Annotated in this window: 14 protein-coding genes and 1 tRNA gene; 9 read left to right on the top strand and 6 right to left on the bottom strand. The window is 58.6% G+C overall.

Annotated features, from left to right (window positions below):
- Position 1: 1 nt before the first annotated feature.
- Positions 2-301 carry a 30S ribosomal protein S6 gene (gene rpsF, locus KJS28_RS06865; RefSeq protein ID WP_021858647.1) on the bottom strand — a complete coding sequence of 100 codons (300 nt, stop codon included), beginning with the start codon at positions 299-301 and terminating at the stop codon, positions 2-4.
- Between the two features lie 251 nt (positions 302-552).
- Here rpsF and KJS28_RS06870 point away from each other — a divergent pair, with 251 nt between their 5' ends.
- The 9 genes from KJS28_RS06870 (at position 553) to KJS28_RS06910 (ending at position 9,577) form a co-directional block, all read left to right on the top strand.
- The gene (locus tag KJS28_RS06870; protein WP_213540360.1) at positions 553-1,302 is read left to right on the top strand and encodes a TrmH family RNA methyltransferase; all 750 of its coding nucleotides are present in this window, start codon (positions 553-555) and stop codon (positions 1,300-1,302) included.
- A 13-nt stretch (positions 1,303-1,315) separates the two neighbouring features.
- Positions 1,316-2,539: a DNA-processing protein DprA gene (dprA, locus tag KJS28_RS06875; RefSeq protein ID WP_213540361.1), complete on the top strand. Its 1,224-nt coding sequence runs from the start codon at positions 1,316-1,318 to the stop codon at positions 2,537-2,539.
- A gap of 17 nt (positions 2,540-2,556) precedes the next feature.
- Entirely contained in the window at positions 2,557-5,145 is a 2,589-nt protein-coding gene (topA, locus tag KJS28_RS06880) for a type I DNA topoisomerase (protein ID WP_213540362.1), read from the top strand.
- Entirely contained in the window at positions 5,146-6,462 is a 1,317-nt protein-coding gene (gene trmFO, locus KJS28_RS06885; RefSeq protein ID WP_213540363.1) for a methylenetetrahydrofolate--tRNA-(uracil(54)-C(5))-methyltransferase (FADH(2)-oxidizing) TrmFO, read from the top strand.
- Positions 6,459-7,481 (top strand): phosphate acyltransferase PlsX, encoded by a 1,023-nt coding sequence (gene plsX, locus KJS28_RS06890; protein ID WP_213540364.1) that lies wholly within the window; start codon positions 6,459-6,461, stop codon positions 7,479-7,481. Before trmFO ends, plsX begins: the two co-directional genes overlap by 4 nt.
- A 100-nt stretch (positions 7,482-7,581) precedes the next feature.
- A complete protein-coding gene (acpP, locus tag KJS28_RS06895; RefSeq protein WP_021858642.1) occupies positions 7,582-7,827 on the top strand; it encodes an acyl carrier protein in 246 nt (81 codons plus the stop codon).
- Between the two features lie 76 nt (positions 7,828-7,903).
- Complete coding sequence (gene rnc, locus KJS28_RS06900) at positions 7,904-8,587, top strand: ribonuclease III (RefSeq protein WP_213540365.1); 684 nt, start codon at positions 7,904-7,906, stop codon at positions 8,585-8,587.
- Between the two features lie 8 nt (positions 8,588-8,595).
- Positions 8,596-9,237, top strand: a complete 642-nt coding sequence (locus tag KJS28_RS06905) for an HAD family hydrolase (RefSeq protein WP_213540366.1) — start codon at positions 8,596-8,598, stop codon at positions 9,235-9,237.
- A 252-nt stretch (positions 9,238-9,489) separates the two neighbouring features.
- Positions 9,490-9,577: transfer RNA gene (locus tag KJS28_RS06910), tRNA-Leu, on the top strand.
- A 144-nt stretch (positions 9,578-9,721) separates the two neighbouring features.
- On the opposite strand, the gene KJS28_RS06915 is transcribed toward KJS28_RS06910, so the two are convergent.
- From KJS28_RS06915 to KJS28_RS06935, 5 genes are all read right to left on the bottom strand, one after another.
- Positions 9,722-10,915, bottom strand: a complete 1,194-nt coding sequence (locus KJS28_RS06915; RefSeq protein WP_213540367.1) for a tyrosine-type recombinase/integrase — start codon at positions 10,913-10,915, stop codon at positions 9,722-9,724.
- Positions 10,916-11,014: 99 nt separating this feature from the next.
- Positions 11,015-11,233, bottom strand: a complete 219-nt coding sequence (locus tag KJS28_RS06920; RefSeq protein WP_213540368.1) for a helix-turn-helix domain-containing protein — start codon at positions 11,231-11,233, stop codon at positions 11,015-11,017.
- A gap of 11 nt (positions 11,234-11,244) precedes the next feature.
- Positions 11,245-11,769, bottom strand: coding sequence for a type II toxin-antitoxin system PemK/MazF family toxin (locus KJS28_RS06925; protein WP_213540369.1), 525 nt, complete (start codon positions 11,767-11,769; stop codon positions 11,245-11,247).
- Positions 11,770-12,350: 581 nt separating this feature from the next.
- The gene (locus KJS28_RS06930; RefSeq protein ID WP_213540370.1) at positions 12,351-12,830 is read right to left on the bottom strand and encodes an RNA polymerase sigma factor; all 480 of its coding nucleotides are present in this window, start codon (positions 12,828-12,830) and stop codon (positions 12,351-12,353) included.
- A gap of 474 nt (positions 12,831-13,304) precedes the next feature.
- Positions 13,305-15,887 (bottom strand): streptococcal pilin isopeptide linkage domain-containing protein, encoded by a 2,583-nt coding sequence (locus KJS28_RS06935; protein WP_213540371.1) that lies wholly within the window; start codon positions 15,885-15,887, stop codon positions 13,305-13,307.
- Between the last annotated feature and the right edge of the window lie 123 nt (positions 15,888-16,010).

Below are 16,010 nucleotides of genomic sequence, written 5' to 3' on the forward strand. Positions count from 1 at the left end.
CTTACTCGTCCTTGCAGACGATCATGGAACGCATCACGCCCTCGGTAATGCCCAGGATACGATCCAGCTCCTTGGGGAATTCCGGTGCGCTGGTGAAGCTCATCAGCACATAGTAGCCTTCGGTCTTGTAATCGATGGCGTAAGCAAGACGACGCTTGCCCCACTCATCCACGACCACGTCGGAGCAGCCGTGCTGCTCAGCCAGAGCCTGGAACTTTGCCACATTGGCGGCAATAGCCTCCTCACCCTGTGCCGGGTCGAGAATGTAAACGACCTCATAGTTGGCGGAAATCTTAGCCATACTTTTTGCACCTCCTTTTGGACTTATGGCCCTCACGCTGCGGTGAGAGCAAGGATTTACCTGCATACGCAGGCCTAATTATTATACCGGATATCCGCCAAAAGTCAAGAAGTTTTTGGGAATATTCCGTGGAAAATTCCCTCTTTTTTGCCCTTCCCGGCAGAAAGGGCTTGAAATTGCCGAAGGAATCCTTTAGAATAAGGTGTCAAATCATCCCTTCGGTGCATGAAAACGCCGGGAAAGGAATCCCTATGGAGCATATCACCAGCCGTCACAACCCCCTCATGGGCCATATTCGCAAGCTGGTCGGCTCCGCCGCCTACCGGCGGGCGACGGGGGAATTTCTCTGTGACAGCCCCAAGCTGCTGCAGGAGGCCCTGCTGTGGCAGGCGGAGATCACCGCCGTGGTGACCATCTCCCCCCTGCCCCGGCTTCCGGAGTACATCCGACAGGTGCAGGTGCCGGAGGACGTCATGGCCTCCATCTCCCCGGTAAAGACCCCTCAGGGGGTGCTTTTCACCTGCCGCCTGCCTCAGGCTCCCCTGCCCCGGTCCCTCACCGGCCGGCGGTATGTGCTGCTGGACGGGGTGCAGGACCCCGGCAACGTAGGCACCATCCTGCGGACGCTGGACGCCTTCGACGCCGACGGCCTGCTGCTTACCGGCGGCTGCGCCGACCCCTACGGCTGGAAGGCGGTGCGCTCCTCCATGGGGGCCGTGTTCCGCCGCCCCATCTATTTCGGTTCACCGGAGGAACTGGCGGCCCTGCTGCACCGCAGCGGCCTGCCCCTGTACGGGGCCGCCCTGCGGGAGGACACCGTGGACGCCCGGCAGGCGGACTACACACGCTGCACGCTGGCCATCGGCAGCGAGGGCCGTGGCCTGAGCCGGGAGGTGCTGGACCTGTGCGATCAAACCATCCGTATTCCCATGTCGGACCGCTGCGAATCCCTGAATGCGGCCATTGCCGCAGCGGTGCTGCTGTGGGAGAGCTGGCGATAAGGAGGGATCTCACATGGCTGCTCTGAAATACTGGGTATGGCTCACCACCCTGCCGGGGCTGACCAACCGCAGCAAGCTTCTGCTTCTGGAGCATTTCCCCTCGCCGGAGGACATATACTACGCCCAGCCGGAGGATCTCCCTCCGGTGGAGGGGCTGTCCTCCTCTCAGGCGGCGCTGCTGTCGGACAAGTCCACAGACCGGGCCGAGGACGTGCTGGCCCGCTGCGCCAAGGGGGATATCTTCCTGCTGACCATGCAGGACGCCCTCTACCCGGACCGGCTGCGGAACATCTATGACCCGCCGGTGCCGCTGTACGGACGGGGCCGGATGCCCCTGTTCGATGAGGAGGCCGCCGTCTCCGTGGTGGGTACCCGGACGTGTACCCCCTATGGCATCTCCGCCGCCGAGGAGCTGGGCTACCAGCTGGCGAAGGAGGGTGCCGTGGTGGTGTCGGGCCTTGCCAGGGGCATCGACGGTGCCTCCCACCGGGGCGCTCTGCGGGCCGGCGGCTTTACGGCGGCCGTTCTGGGCGGCGGCGTGGACGTGGTCTATCCGGCGGAGAACCGGCGGCTCTACGAGGACATCGCCGCCACCGGCGTGCTGCTGAGCGAGTACCCGCCGGGAACGGAGCCTATGGGCAGCCACTTCCCCGTCCGCAACCGCATCCTCAGCGGCCTGAGTCTGGCGGTGCTGGTGGTGGAGGCCCCGGAGCGCAGCGGCGCTCTCATCACCGCCAATACGGCGCTGGAACAGGGACGGGACGTGTTCGCCGTCCCCGGCCCCATCGACGCCCCCAACAGCCGGGGCAGCAACCGCCTCATCCGGGACGGCGCAGGACTTGTGACCTGCGGCTGGGACATTCTGGAGGGGTACCGGAGCCGGTTCCCCCACCGGCTGCGCCCCTCGCCGGAGAATCTTCCTCCGGTGCCGGAGCAGGACAGTCTCCCCGCTCAAAGGGCGGAGGAATCGTCCACGGCGAAGCCGGAGAAGAAGGAAACTCCCCCCGCCCTGCCGGTACTGGACCTGACGGCGGATACGGCGGGTCTGACGGACGATCAGATCCGCATCCTACAGGTGCTGACCACCGATGCCCCTCTGCTCACCGATGACGTGGCGGAGCGGGCCGACCTGCCCATTCGGCGGGTGCTGTCAGCCCTGACGGTATTAGAGATCGACGGATATGCCACGCAGCACGGAGCACGGCGCTTCGTCCGCACGGTGGAGATCCGGTTGTAAAAAGGAAGGATAAGAACATGGCAAAAAAAGCAGCCCGAAATCTGGTGATCGTGGAGTCCCCTGCCAAGGCCAAGACCATCGGCAAGTATCTGGGACCGGATTACGAGGTCAGGGCCAGTATGGGACATCTGCGTGACCTGCCCAAAAGCAAGCTGGGCGTGGATGTCGAGCACGACTTCGAGCCCAACTACCGCCCCATCCGGGGTAAGGAGGAGCTTATCAATGAGCTGAAAAAACTCTCCAAGGCCAGCGACACCGTATATCTGGCCACCGACCCGGACCGTGAGGGTGAGGCCATCAGCTGGCACCTGAAGAACCTGCTGGACCTCAGCGACGAAAAGGCCAAACGTGTCACCTTCAATGAGATCACCCGCAAGGTGGTCACCGAGAGCATCCACCACCCCCGTGAGATCGATCAGGATCTGGTGGACGCCCAGCAGGCCCGGCGTATTCTGGACCGCATCGTGGGCTATGAGCTGTCCCCCCTGCTGTGGAAAAAGATCCGGCGGGGCCTGTCGGCAGGCCGGGTGCAGTCGGTGGCCATGCGTCTGGTGGCAGACCGGGAGAAGGAGATCAAGGACTTCGTCCCCCAGGAGTACTGGACGCTGGACGCCCTGCTGAAAAACGACGGCGGCGTCCCCTTCCGGGCCAGATATTACGGCAAGGACGGCAAGAAATATGAGCCCGTCTCTCAGGAGGAGGTCAGCGCCATTCAGGCGGAGGTGCAGGATCTGCCTTTCGCCGTCAAGAGCGTGAAGCGCACGGATAAGCAGCGCTCCCCCGCCCCGCCCTTCACCACCTCCACCATGCAGCAGGATGCCTCCCGGAAGCTGAACATGACTCCCCGGCGCACCATGGCCATCGCCCAGCAGCTGTATGAGGGCGTGGACATCACCGGTGAGGGTACCGTGGGCCTCATCACCTATATGCGTACTGACTCCCTGCGGATCTCCGACGAGGCGCAGGCAGCGGCCCGCAGCTTCGTCACCGGGCGCTACGGCGCAGGCTACTGTCCCGCCGCCCCCCGGCAGTATAAGACCAAGGCCGGGGCGCAGGACGCCCACGAGGCCATCCGCCCCAGCGACGTGAATCTGACCCCGGAGCGGGTCAAGAGCGATCTTACCAGCGAGCAGTATCGGCTGTACCGCCTGATCTGGAGCCGTTTTCTGGCCAGCCAGATGTCCAACGCCATCTATGACAGCGTCAGCGTAGAGCTGGGCGCCGGAGCCCACAGCTTCCGGGCCAGCGCCAGCAGCCTGAAGTTCGCCGGCTATACCGCCGTATACGAGGAGAGCCGGGACGACGAGAAGGAGGAAAAGGCCCCCGCCCTGCCCCCGCTGGCACAGGGCGAGGTGGTGACGCTGACGGGCTTTGACCCGGCCCAGCACTTCACCCAGCCCCCCGCCCGGTTCACCGATGCCTCTCTCATCCGGGCCATGGAGGAAAACGGCATCGGCCGCCCCTCCACCTATGCGCCCACGGTGTCCACCATTCTGGACCGGGAGTACGTCATCAAGGACGGCAAGTACCTGAAAATGACGCCGCTGGGCGACGTGGTCAACGGCCTTATGTGCGACCGCTTCAAGGACATCGTGGACGTGAAGTTCACCGCCCACATGGAGGAGGAGCTGGATGAGGTGGAGTCCGGCAAGCTGCCGTGGAAGCAGCTGCTGCGCCAGTTCTACGGTGGCTTTGAGTCCAATCTCCATCAGGTGGAGAAGGACATGGAGGGTGTTTATCTGAAGGTCCCCGACGAGGTCACCGAGGAGAAGTGTGACCTCTGCGGCAGGAACATGGTCATCAAGTCCGGCCGGTTCGGCCGGTTCCTGGCCTGCCCCGGCTACCCGGAGTGCAAGTTCACCAAGCCTCTGGTGGTGGAGATGCCGGGCCGCCGCCCTGTGTGCGGCGGCCGGCTCATGAAGCGCACCGGTGTCAGCAAGAAATCCGGCAAGCAGTATAACTATTACTGCTGCGAAAAGTTCCCCGCCTGCTCCTTCGTTACCTTCGACGTACCGGTGAAGGACGACTGCCCTGTCTGCGGCCACACCATGTTCAAGAAATCCGGCCGGGGGTTCAAGCGTCCCTTCTGCATCAACCCGGCGTGCGAAAATTTCCTGCCGGAGGATCAGCGAGGCTATCCCAAGCGGACTGCTGCGTCCGATGGGACGGAAAGCGGGACAAATGGTACCGCAGCGGACGGTCAGCCGACGTCCGAAACTGTCCAAACGGAGGCATCTGACAAGCCCGCCGCCAAGAAAACCGCCACAGCCAAGAAAACTGCGGCAAAGAAAAGCACCGCTAAGAAAACCGGCACGGCCAAAACCGCCGCCAAAAAATCCACGGCCAAGACGGCGAGCAAAAAGCCTGCCTCCGCCGTGGCGAAGGCCGCTGCGGAACAGCCCTCTACGGAGGAGGCTGCCGAAGCATCCACGGCAGTGGAGAAGGCCGCAGCCAAAAAAGCGACGGCCTCCAGAAAGGCGGCGGCCGAGAAGGCTACCACTAAGAAAGCCGCAACTACCAAGAAAACCACCACGGCCAAAAAGGCCGCTACTAAGAAAGCTACCACGTCTGCCGCCAAGAAGGCTGACGCTGAAACGGAGGAATAAATGGAGCCTGTAACTGTGATCGGCGCCGGTCTGGCCGGCTCCGAATGTGCTTGGCAGCTGGCCCGGCGGGGCATCCCCGTGACCCTGCGGGAGATGAAGCCAGAGAAGATGACCCCCGCCCATGTGACCCCATGGTTTGCCGAGCTTTGCTGCTCCAACTCCCTACGGGGAGCGGGGCTGGAAAATGCCGTGGGCCTGCTGAAGGAGGAGCTGCGGCGACTGGACAGCCTGATCCTCCGCTGCGCCGATGCCACCGCCGTCCCCGCCGGAGGCGCTTTGGCGGTGGACCGGGAGGGCTTTGCCCGGATGGTAACGGAGGAGATCCGGAATCACCCCCTCATCACCGTGGTCCCCGGCGAAGTGACAGAGCTGCCGGAGGGGCAAGTGGTGGTGGCCTCCGGGCCGCTGACCTCCGACACTCTGGCGAACCGCCTGCTGGCTCTGCTGGGAGACGGACAGCAGACCACTCTGAACTTCTTCGACGCTGCCGCTCCGTTGGTGAGCTTTGACAGCGTGGATATGGACAGCGCCTACTTCGCCTCCCGCTATGATAAGGGTACTCCGGACTACATCAACTGCCCCCTGTCCAAGGAGGAGTATCTGTCCTTCTGGCAGGAGCTGACCACCGCCCAGGAGGCGGAGGTCCACGGCTTCGAGGATGGGCAGGTCTTTGAGGGCTGTATGCCGGTGGAGGTCATGGCCCGCCGGGGTGAGGACACCCTGCGCTTCGGGCCGCTGAAGCCCCGTGGCCTGCCGGACCCCAAGACCGGGAAGGAGCCTTACGCCGTGGTACAGCTGCGGCGGGACAACGCCGACGGTACCATTTACAATCTGGTGGGCTTCCAGACCCACCTGCGGTGGCCGGAGCAGAAGCGGGTATTCACCATGATCCCCGCTCTGAAGGACGCTCAGTTCCTGCGCTACGGCGTCATGCACCGCAACACCTATCTGGACTCCCCCCGGCTGTTGGATCGGTATTACCGGCTGAAGTCCCAATCCCGTATCGCTTTTGCCGGACAGATGACCGGCGTAGAGGGCTATGTGGAGTCCTGCGCCAGCGGCTTTCTGGTGGGCGTGGAGACGGCCCGTCGCCTGAAGGGGCAGGCTCCCATCGACTTCCCGCAGGAAACGGCCATCGGCGCTCTGGGGTTGTATGTCAGCAATCAGACCGTGGGGGTATTCCAGCCCATGAACATCAACTTCGGCATCATCCCGCCGCTGGACCACCGGGTCAAGGGCAAGCGCAACAAGAATGCCGAGCTGAGCCAGCGCTCGCTGGCCATCATCGAAGCCCGGAGGGAGGAGATCCTGTCATGAAGCTTATCATCGACGCCATGGGCGGCGACAATGCCCCGCTGGAAATCGTCAAGGGTGCGCTATCCGGTCAGAAGCGCTGGGGCGTGGACGTCACCCTCACCGGCGACACCACCGCTATTTTGCAGGCGCTGGAGGCCTGCGGCGAAAAGACGCTGCCCCAGGGCATGGAGATCGTCCACACCACTGAGACGGTGGAGATGTGTGACGACCCCGCCACGGTGTTCCGCCGGAAGAAGGACACCTCCATGGGCGTGGGACTGACCATGCTGCGGGACGGCAGGGCCGACGCCATGGTCTCCGCCGGCAGCACCGGCGCTCTGCTCACCGGCGCTACCCTCATCGTCAAGCGCATCCGGGGCATCCGTCGGGCGGCCATGGCCCCGGTAATTCCCACCACCACCGGTCAGGCGGTACTCATCGACTGCGGCGCCAACGCCGAGTGTACCCCGGAATATCTGGTACAGTTCGCCTATCTGGGCAGCTACTACGCCCACCGGGTGCTTGGGGTAGAGCGGCCCCGTGTGGGACTGCTGAACATCGGCACCGAGGACAGCAAGGGCACCGATCTCCAGAAGGAGACCCTGCGCTGGCTGCGGGAGGCCCACACGGCGGGACACCTGAACTTCATCGGCAACATTGAGGCCAAGGAGGCCATCAAGGGCGGGTGCGACGTCATCGTCTGCGACGGCTTCTCCGGCAATGTGCTGCTGAAAACCATGGAGGGCGTAGGCTCTTTCGCCGGAAGCGCTCTGAAAGCCATGTTCAAGAAGAACCTGCTGACCAAGCTGGCGGCCCTGTGCGTCATGCCGGGGCTCAACGCCTTCAAGGCCAGGCTGGACCCCAATAAGGTGGGCGGTACCGCCTTCATCGGTATCTCCCGGCCGGTTATCAAGGCCCACGGCTCCTCCAACGCCGAGGCCATCGAAAACGCCATGGGGCAGGCGGTGCAGGTGGCCCGCAGCGGCATTATCAGGGATATCGAGGAAAATGTGGCCCTGATGAAGGTGGAACGGGAATAAACTCCACTTCGAGAAAATATTCACAGAAAAGGTGTTGACACACGGCGGTAATTGCCGTATTATCTTTCAGAGCGATACCCGAAAGGAGGGGAATCATCTTATGACGATGGAAGACATCTTCAAGACGATGCAGGATTTGATCGCTGAACAGTTCGCCATTGATGCTGACGAGATCAGCATGGACAGCTCCTTTGTGGATGATCTGGGCGCTGACTCTGTGGATCTGGTGGAGCTGGTAATGGCCATGGAAGAAGAATTCAACGTCGGTGAGATCGACGAGGACGACCTGACCGGGCTGAAAACCGTCGGTGACTGCGTTCGTTATCTGTACAATAAGATGAGCTGACACGACCGTGAAGAAAGAACGCCCCGTTGGAGTTTGTCCACGGGGCTTTCTTTTCCGGCCGGAAAGGAGTTATGCAATGCGTACTTTAGAGGAGCGTCTGGGCTATACCTTCCGGGATCGGAAGCGGCTGGAAGGCGCTTTATATCACAGCTCCTACGCCAATGAGCACCGCAGCTTGGGCATTCATAGCAATGAGCGGCTGGAGTTTCTGGGGGACGCCGTGCTGGGTCTGGTGACGGCGGACTATCTGTTCCGCAAGCACCCGGATCTGCCGGAGGGGGACTTGACCCGCATCCGGGCCGCACTGGTCTGCGAGGAGAGTCTGCACGAGGTGGCCCAGAGTCTCGACTTGGGATCCTATCTGAAGCTGGGCAAGGGCGAGGAGGCCGGCGGAGGCCGGCAGCGGGCGTCCATACTGGCGGACGCCACGGAGTCCGTTTTTGCCGCCGTGTATCTGGACGGCGGGTTGGAGGCGGCCCGTGCGCTCATTCACCGGGTCCTGCTGGATAAGGAGCGGGAGACGGATGTGGAGGAGCGCCGCCGGGACTACAAGACGGAGCTGCAGGAGCTGGTGCAGCGGCGCAGCAACCAGACGCTGCAATATGAATTGGTCTCCGCCAGCGGTCCGGACCACGCCAAGGTATTCACTTCCCGTGTGCTGCTGAACGGGCAGCCCATCGGGAAGGGTCAGGGCCACAGCAAGAAGGAGGCGGAGCAGGCCGCCGCCCACGCCGGTCTGGCCACCCTGATCCGGGGGTGAGGGCGGCCATGGGCAGATATCATGCGATCCTATTTGACATGGACGGCACCCTGCTGGACACCCTGACGGATATGCAGGACGCCGTAAACCACGTGCTGGCGGCTCACGGGCTGCCTCTGCGGACCCTTGAGGAGGTGCGGCGCTTCGTGGGAAACGGCGCCGGGCCGCTGATCCACCGGGCGCTGCCGGAGGGATATCCTCAGGAGCAGAAGGTGCTGGCGGAGTATCGGGCCTACTATCAGGCCCACAACTGCATCCGCACCTGCCCCTATCCGGGCATCCCGGAGCTGCTGGAGCAGCTGCGTCAGCGGGGGCTGAAGCTGGCGGTGGTATCCAACAAGCCGGACGAGACCACCCGCACGCTGGCGGCCCGGTTCTTTCCGGGGTTGGCAGCACTGGGGCAGCGAGACGGTATCCCCTCCAAGCCCGCACCGGAGATGGTGTGGAGCGCCATGGAGCAGCTGGGGGTGGACGCCCAGCACGCCCTGTATGTGGGCGACAGCGAGGTAGACGTGGAGATGGCTCACCGGGCAGGACTTCCGCTGGCGGCAGTGGCCTGGGGCTTCCGGGGGCGGGCGCTGCTGGAGCAGGCCGGCGCCCGGTGCATCGTGGACACCGTTCCGGAGCTGTTGGCCGTAGCTGCGGAGTGATGGGCGGGAAAATTACTCTTGCAATCCGCCGCCGCTTCGGCTATAATAGTAGAGTCTCCTCTGCCGGTGTGATGGAATTGGTAGACGTAGTGGACTCAAAATCCACTTCGCCGCTTCATACCGCCTTGGCGGAAACCCTTGATTTTGCAAGGCTTTTTCAAAACTGAATATGTAATTTGGTTTTAATGTCCCTCCATGATGTCCCTCCGTTTTCTCGGTTGGGGCATCGGGAGATGACTTAAAATAATAGATGCCGGTGTGTTGGAATTGGCAGACGAGGCGGACTCAAAATCCGTTGGGCTAATAACCCGTGCGGGTTCGACCCCCGCCACCGGCACCACACCGAATGGCTCGCAAACCCTTGATATAGCTGGGTTTGCGGGCTTTTCTTTATGCTCTATATTCTTATGTATGTCCCTCGCTCATCAGCAAATTTGCCGTTTTCGGGCTGATTTTCGGAGGGACATTGGAGGGACATAGCACATTAAGCGGAGGGATATACGCCCAAAATCGCATTGGCAGACGCAACCTTTGAAGTGAAATTCAAGTGCGTGTAAATGTTTGAGGTGGTCGAAATGTCGCTGTGACCCAACCACTCCTGAATTTCTTTCAGGCTGACACCGTTTGCATACAACAGACTTGCACAACTATGACGAAGATCATGGAAACGGATCTTCCGCATACCGTTCTTTTGCAGGATCAGCGGGAAATGCTGTGTGATATATCCGGGCTTCACAAGCTCACCGATTTCATTGACATAGATATAATCGACAAACTTCCTGCAATAAGATTTCCCGCACAGCTTTCGGTTCAGCTCCTGTTCTGCTTTCAGACGATGCAGCAATTCCTCAAATGGCGGCACAAGCGGCAGGCTACGATAGCTGGCCTTTGTCTTTGTCCTGTCCTTTTGAATGATCTTGCTCTTGCCGTCTATGGTCGCCTGCGTAACGGTGTGTCGAATCGTAATGGTCTTTTTCTTGAAGTCGATGGCATCCCATTTCAGGCCTACGGCCTCGCTGCGGCGCAGGCCGTAAAATGCACCGAGGATCACGCCAAGCTCAATGGGGTCGCCACGGACAACTTCAAAAAGATGGTTCAGTTCATCCTCCTCATAGAAGCTGCCTACGAACTTTTCCTTTTTTGGCCGTTCAATCCGATCTGCTGGATTCGAGTCGATCAGGCCGAGTTTGAAAGCGTGTTGCAAGGCTTTACGAATATTGGCGTGACGGTGTATGACCGTATTGGCAGAAACGCCCCGTACCGTCAATTCATAGGTGTAGTAATCCTGTATGTGCTTTGGCGTGACCTCGCACAGAGCCAGTCCGGGGTGGTGTTCCTCAAAGTACGGAATGATTTTGCTTTTTATCGTCATAGAATACGCTCCGTAAGTTGTTTCCTCCACATTCTTTTTTGTCATATCCAGCCAGTCGAGCAGAAATGCCGTAAAAAGAATTGTGCCTGCGGGGGCTTTGCCTGTGCTGCGTTCGATTGCTCTTGCCTCTAATTCGGCTTCTTTTGCGGCACGAGCTTCGGAAAGCATTTTTTCGGCACGCTTTTTGTTTCCCTTTACGGTTAGGCCCGTGGACTTCGACGGTGTGTGCCGTTTACCGTATTCGTCCACATAGTTCAGCACCATATGATAGTACCCGTTTTTTTCTCGCAGATGTCCTGCTACCATAATAAAACCTCCTTTGAATGGTACAGCGTAGATCCATCTGCCATTGACATTCACATTGTAGCAGAAAGAACTTCACAGGCCAAATGTGCAAACGAGGTTTTACGCAGTAGATTTTTCTATCAAGTCCAAGTATTCCAGAATGTTGAGCTTCGGGATTCGATAGCGGCGACCGACAATAAAGCTCTTGATCTTGCCGGACTTCAAAAGCCGATAGGCAGTTTTATCGCAGATGCCGCCGAGCATTTCACACATTTGCTCAACATTGACTACATCGGGATAATCCGTAAATAGCAGCTTGTAGGCTGTCTGTGATTCCATAGGCCGCCTCCTTACCGTCTTTTCGGCACAAGCTCGTAGTCATACCCTTTCCGCTGATTGCAGTAGGTGCAAGTGTCCTTCGCTGCCTGCAGCGGGTCGATCCTGCGCAAATAATAAGCACCCGTGCCGTAGAAATTATCGGCGCAGGTGCTGCAAAGGCAGAGGATCAGTTTTTTCGGGACGCTTTCGATCAGACCGATGCTGACCGCCAGTGCATGGTTGATGCCGCAAATGTGCTTTTCGGACAGATGCCCGATGAAGTTTCCCAAGCGGCGCTTATCGACGGTGCGCAACTGTTCCAGCAGGACGATAGAGGGCAGCTCCAAGCCGTCCTCGGCGTCGATGTAGTAATGGGTGGGAAGTTTGGCTTTCACGCCGGTTTTGCTCGTGATGGAAGCGATAATAACCGTGGGGCTGTGTTTGTTCCCTACATTGTTCTGAATGATCACGACGGGGCGGTAGCCCTCCCGCTCGGAGCCGATGCCCCGGCCCAGATCGGCGTAATACATATCGCCGCGCAAATATGTGTGGTTCATTCTGTGATGACCTCCTTTGTGTATTTAGGCGTTCCCGCCTATGTAGAGGTCAAGCGGCAGAACAGAATCAAGGTCGGTGAGAGATATAACATTCTCCGTTTCGTCAGACCCGTCCTGTCGCTTGACCGTGGTATTTTGAAGAAAATCTATTTGTCCTCGACACCCCGATTTTCTATTGGGAAGTCATCAAGCGGCCGATGGCTGTCGGCTCCACGGGAATTTCACCCTCACGAGGTTCTCTCATGACCGCCCCCACTGCCTGCGACGGCTTCACGGTCGAAATGCCGCTTATCACGCTCGGACTATGGCTGGACGGGAGTATCGTTAGCCCTATTGCCGGTCGTCGCCGGGGCGGAAGCCGCCCGCCCGTGATAGCCGACTGTTTCTCGCTCCCCGAAATACGGATCGTGACGCAGCCGCTAATGTGGCTCATGCTTTCGCAATGGCAATAGGAATGTGCTTGACGAATGGGTATTCGGTTGTCAAGGATCACACCTGTTTGCCAAAAAGGAAAACAGGCAGAGAGTTTTCGTACCTCTCCACCTGTTTCCTCACTTAAAGGCTATTTGTGTAGTCTGAACTCAAAAATTTTTGAAAAACTTTTTGAGCTTTTCCACGGCGATGTCTACGCTGAATTTTACTGCCCGTTTGGTGCATCCCTCCATTTCTGCAATCTGCTCATAGGTCAATCCCTGAAAATAGTAGAGGATCAACCTCCGCTTTTGTATTTCTGGCAGTTTTGCAATTGCCCTATGTAACCGCGCATATTCCATGCTCTGCAAGGCACTTTCTTCAACCGTCGCCGGACGATGCACTGCCCGGTCATACAACGATGCCTCCGTGAGTTCTGACTGCTCATAGTGACGATCCATCTCGTTCAGATAGGAGAGATCGTCCAGCTCAAAGGAATCGAACAGTGCAAATACGGCAGCGCTGATCTCAAAATGATGCCGATCACCCTGACCATCCGAAAAGGTCAGCCAGTGGCGTCCGTCCTCGGTCGTGCCGATGGTATAGGGATTATATTTGTCCTTTCTTCGTTTTGGATGATTTTCATCCATTGTGTTTCCCTCCGTTTCGATTTGAATTTTTGGAAAATCCAAATCAGGCGGAGGGCTGCGACAGCCTGTAAATGTTCCGCAGCGCCGTTGTGTCAGCGTTGAAAGGCCGCAGAAAGCTAAGCCAAGCAAAGGCTTCGTTTTTTCAGTTCTTTCCTTGACTTTTGATAGAGTGTATCTTGAATTGTGCCAGTCGAAACAGCAACGCCATGACTGTTTGCTGTTATGAGCCTCTTCGGCTATTTCAACACCTGGAGCATTCCTACATTCTCTCTCATGTTCTCACCTTGCCGCCGTGCGGATGAAACAGAGCTGCTTTTGTGAGGATAAAAAAGAGGACACTCAGCAAGTGTAACTACTTACTGAGCGCCCTCAAAACGGTGACGGAGATTGCTGCCGGATCGGCTATTCTCTTTTCAGGCGGCATATCGCCGTCACCGCCCGCTTGTTATAGAGGTATTGGGTTGTTCCTCTGTCTTACTTGGTGTTGGATGTCTTTCTTCTCTTCCAGCCTGCGATGCAGCACACGACCAGCAGGGCAGCGCTGAGCAGGAACAGGCCGCCCCAAACAGCCACATTGGTGGTATCTCCAGTCTGAGGTCTGTCGGAAGGCTTGGAAGGCTCAACACTGGGATTGGCAGGAGTGGGCTTCTTATAGCTGTTTGCGAAGCTGATCGCATCCACAGCAGTGGTCACGCCATCCTTGACCTTTTCCAGCTTGATCACCGGAACCAGCTTGTTTGTAGCCTTATCCAGCGTCACCGTAACGGTCACCACATAGGTGGAGTCGTCATAGGTGTATCCCTCTTTCCCGAGGTTATCCTGGGAAATAGTGAATTTGTAAGTACCTTCCTTGGTGAAGGTGATCTTGCTGAAGTCGATGTCGCCGCCGTCCTTGGAAGCTGCCGCCGTGTTCGGGAGCGTATAGCCGCTCTCGTCGTTGCCGGCATCCGGCGTTACCTTAAAGGTGAAGTCGCCGGCCTTGATGTCGCTGGTCTTGCGGTCGCCACCCAGGCTTACATTACCGGTCAGGTCCTGATCGACAGCATCGGGGGTATCGTAGGTATTGGCAAAAGTGATGCCGTCCGCAGTCTCACCGGCCTTCTCATAGGTCGCAGTCGCCACCAGGGTGTTGGTTGCAGTATCCAGCTCCACGGTGACGGTCACGGTCACAGCATTGGCATCATAGTGATAACCAGCCGCGCCCTTATCCACCTCAGAGATGGTGAACTTATACACGCCAACCTTGGTGAAGCTGACCGTGCCGAAGGAGAAGCTGCCGTTGGCCGCCACATCCTGGCTTCCGGCGGTAAAGCCGGTGTAACCGGTCGCATCGGTAGAAGCGTCCGCTTCGATGGTGAAGCTGAACTGACCTTCCTCCATGGCCTTATCCACGCCATTCTCTTTCAGCGTCTTGTTGCCGCTGAAGGTGATGTCGGAAGGAGCCGGGGTCGCATAGGTATTGTTGAACACGACCTCCCTTACCTCATCAACATAGTCCTTGGTGTAGATGATGGTCTTCTTCAGGGTGTTGGTGGCCTTGTCCAGCTCCACGGTAACGGTGACCTCATAAGAAGCATCGTCATAGGTGTAGCCAGCTGCACCCTTATCGTTCTGGGCCACGGTGAACTTATAGGTACCTGCCTTGCTGAAGCTGATCTCGTCGAAGGAGAAGCTGCCGTCAGCAGCAACATCCTTATCGCCAGCGACGAAACCGGTATAGCCGGTGGTATCATTGGCATCGTTGGCCACGATCTTCACGGAGAAGTCGCCGTCGTTAAAGGTCTTGTCGTTACCGTCCTCGTCCTTCAGAGTCACGGAACCGATGGTGGTATCCGTGATGGCGTCAGGAGAAGTATAGGTATTGTTGAACTCGAGCTTGTCAACGGGCTGGCCGTTCTTGGTGTAGGTGACAGTCTTCTGCAGCAGGAAGAGGACCTTGTGCAGTTCCACGGTGACGGTGACCTCATAAGAAGCATCGTCATAGGTGTAGCCAGCTGCACCCTTATCGTTCTGGGTCACGGTGAACTTGTAGGTGCCCACCTTGCTGAAGCTAATCTCATCGAAGGAGAAGCTGCCGTCAGCGGAGACGTCCTTGTCGCCAGCGACAAAGCCGGTATAGCCGGTAGCGTCATTGGCGGCATTCTCAGTGATTTTCACGGAGAAGTCACCGTCGCCAAAGGCCTTGTACCCATCCCAGCCCTTCAGCGTCACAAAACCAAAGGTGGTATCCCGCATGACATGGGGGGGATAGGTATAGTTGTTGAAGATGATATCCGTTGCCTCAACACCGTTCTTGGTATAGGTGACATTTTTCTTCAGCGTGTTGGTGGTAGTGTCCAGTTCAACGGTAACGGTGACCTCATAAGAAGCATCGTCATAGGTGTAGCCGGCAGCGCCCTTGTTGTTCTGCGTCACCGTGAACTTGTAGGTGCCCACCTTGCTGAAGCTGATCTCGTCGAAGGAGAAGCTACCGTCAGCGGAGACGTCCTTGTCGCCAGCGACAAAGCCGGTATAGCCGGTAGTGTCATTGGCGGCATTCTCAGTGATTTTCACGGAGAAGTCACCGTCGCCAAAGGCCTTGTTCCCATCCACGGCCTTCAGGGTCACGGAACCGGAAACGGTATCCTTGACGGCATCGGGATAGGTATAGGTGTTGAAGAACACGACCTCAGGGAACACAGTACTATCAGCGGAGACATACAGCCGGCCATCCTTCTGTTCCACCTTTACATTGAAGGTCCTGGTCGCATCACCACCCACGGCATAGCCTGCGGGAGGCGTCTGTTCAACGACGGTGAAGGTATAAGTACCCACCTTGGTAAAGGTCCAGGTGCCGACCTCGATGTCCACAGCCGCGCAGTGGGGAACGCCCGCCTTCGTAGTGACCAGACCCGTAGGCACGCCGCTGACAGCAGTGGGATCTCCGCCGGTCTGAGTCACCTCGAACCAGAACTGCCCCGCTTCAATGTCCGCGCTGGCCTTTCCGCCGCCGGACAGCGCCAATCCGACAAGGGGTATTAGCGTCGCATCGGCTGCCGCCGGTGCATCCTGGCTCATGTCGTCTCCCTCGACTGCGAAGGAGTTAATGGGCAGCGTTCCAACACAAAGCAGGAATGCCAGCACAAACGCCGCTATCCGCTTGCCTGAGAACAAAGCCATTTTTTCTTTATGTTTTGATTT

This window comes from Vescimonas coprocola, from assembly GCF_018408575.1.
GTDB lineage: Bacteria > Bacillota > Clostridia > Oscillospirales > Oscillospiraceae > Vescimonas > Vescimonas coprocola.

Bases quoted from the DNA above. Each gene is read 5' to 3' on its own strand.
- rpsF (WP_021858647.1), bottom strand. From the start codon at position 301: ATGGCTAAGATTTCCGCCAACTATGAGGTCGTTTACATTCTCGACCCG.
- KJS28_RS06935 (WP_213540371.1), bottom strand. From the start codon at position 15,887: ATGAGCCAGGATGCACCGGCGGCAGCCGATGCGACGCTAATACCCCTT.
- KJS28_RS06870 (WP_213540360.1), top strand. From the start codon at position 553: ATGGAGCATATCACCAGCCGTCACAACCCCCTCATGGGCCATATTCGC.
- KJS28_RS06915 (WP_213540367.1), bottom strand. From the start codon at position 10,915: ATGGTAGCAGGACATCTGCGAGAAAAAAACGGGTACTATCATATGGTG.
- KJS28_RS06905 (WP_213540366.1), top strand. From the start codon at position 8,596: ATGGGCAGATATCATGCGATCCTATTTGACATGGACGGCACCCTGCTG.
- KJS28_RS06920 (WP_213540368.1), bottom strand. From the start codon at position 11,233: ATGGAATCACAGACAGCCTACAAGCTGCTATTTACGGATTATCCCGAT.
- KJS28_RS06925 (WP_213540369.1), bottom strand. From the start codon at position 11,769: ATGAACCACACATATTTGCGCGGCGATATGTATTACGCCGATCTGGGC.
- plsX (WP_213540364.1), top strand. From the start codon at position 6,459: ATGAAGCTTATCATCGACGCCATGGGCGGCGACAATGCCCCGCTGGAA.
- acpP (WP_021858642.1), top strand. From the start codon at position 7,582: ATGACGATGGAAGACATCTTCAAGACGATGCAGGATTTGATCGCTGAA.
- trmFO (WP_213540363.1), top strand. From the start codon at position 5,146: ATGGAGCCTGTAACTGTGATCGGCGCCGGTCTGGCCGGCTCCGAATGT.
- KJS28_RS06930 (WP_213540370.1), bottom strand. From the start codon at position 12,830: ATGGATGAAAATCATCCAAAACGAAGAAAGGACAAATATAATCCCTAT.
- topA (WP_213540362.1), top strand. From the start codon at position 2,557: ATGGCAAAAAAAGCAGCCCGAAATCTGGTGATCGTGGAGTCCCCTGCC.
- rnc (WP_213540365.1), top strand. From the start codon at position 7,904: ATGCGTACTTTAGAGGAGCGTCTGGGCTATACCTTCCGGGATCGGAAG.
- dprA (WP_213540361.1), top strand. From the start codon at position 1,316: ATGGCTGCTCTGAAATACTGGGTATGGCTCACCACCCTGCCGGGGCTG.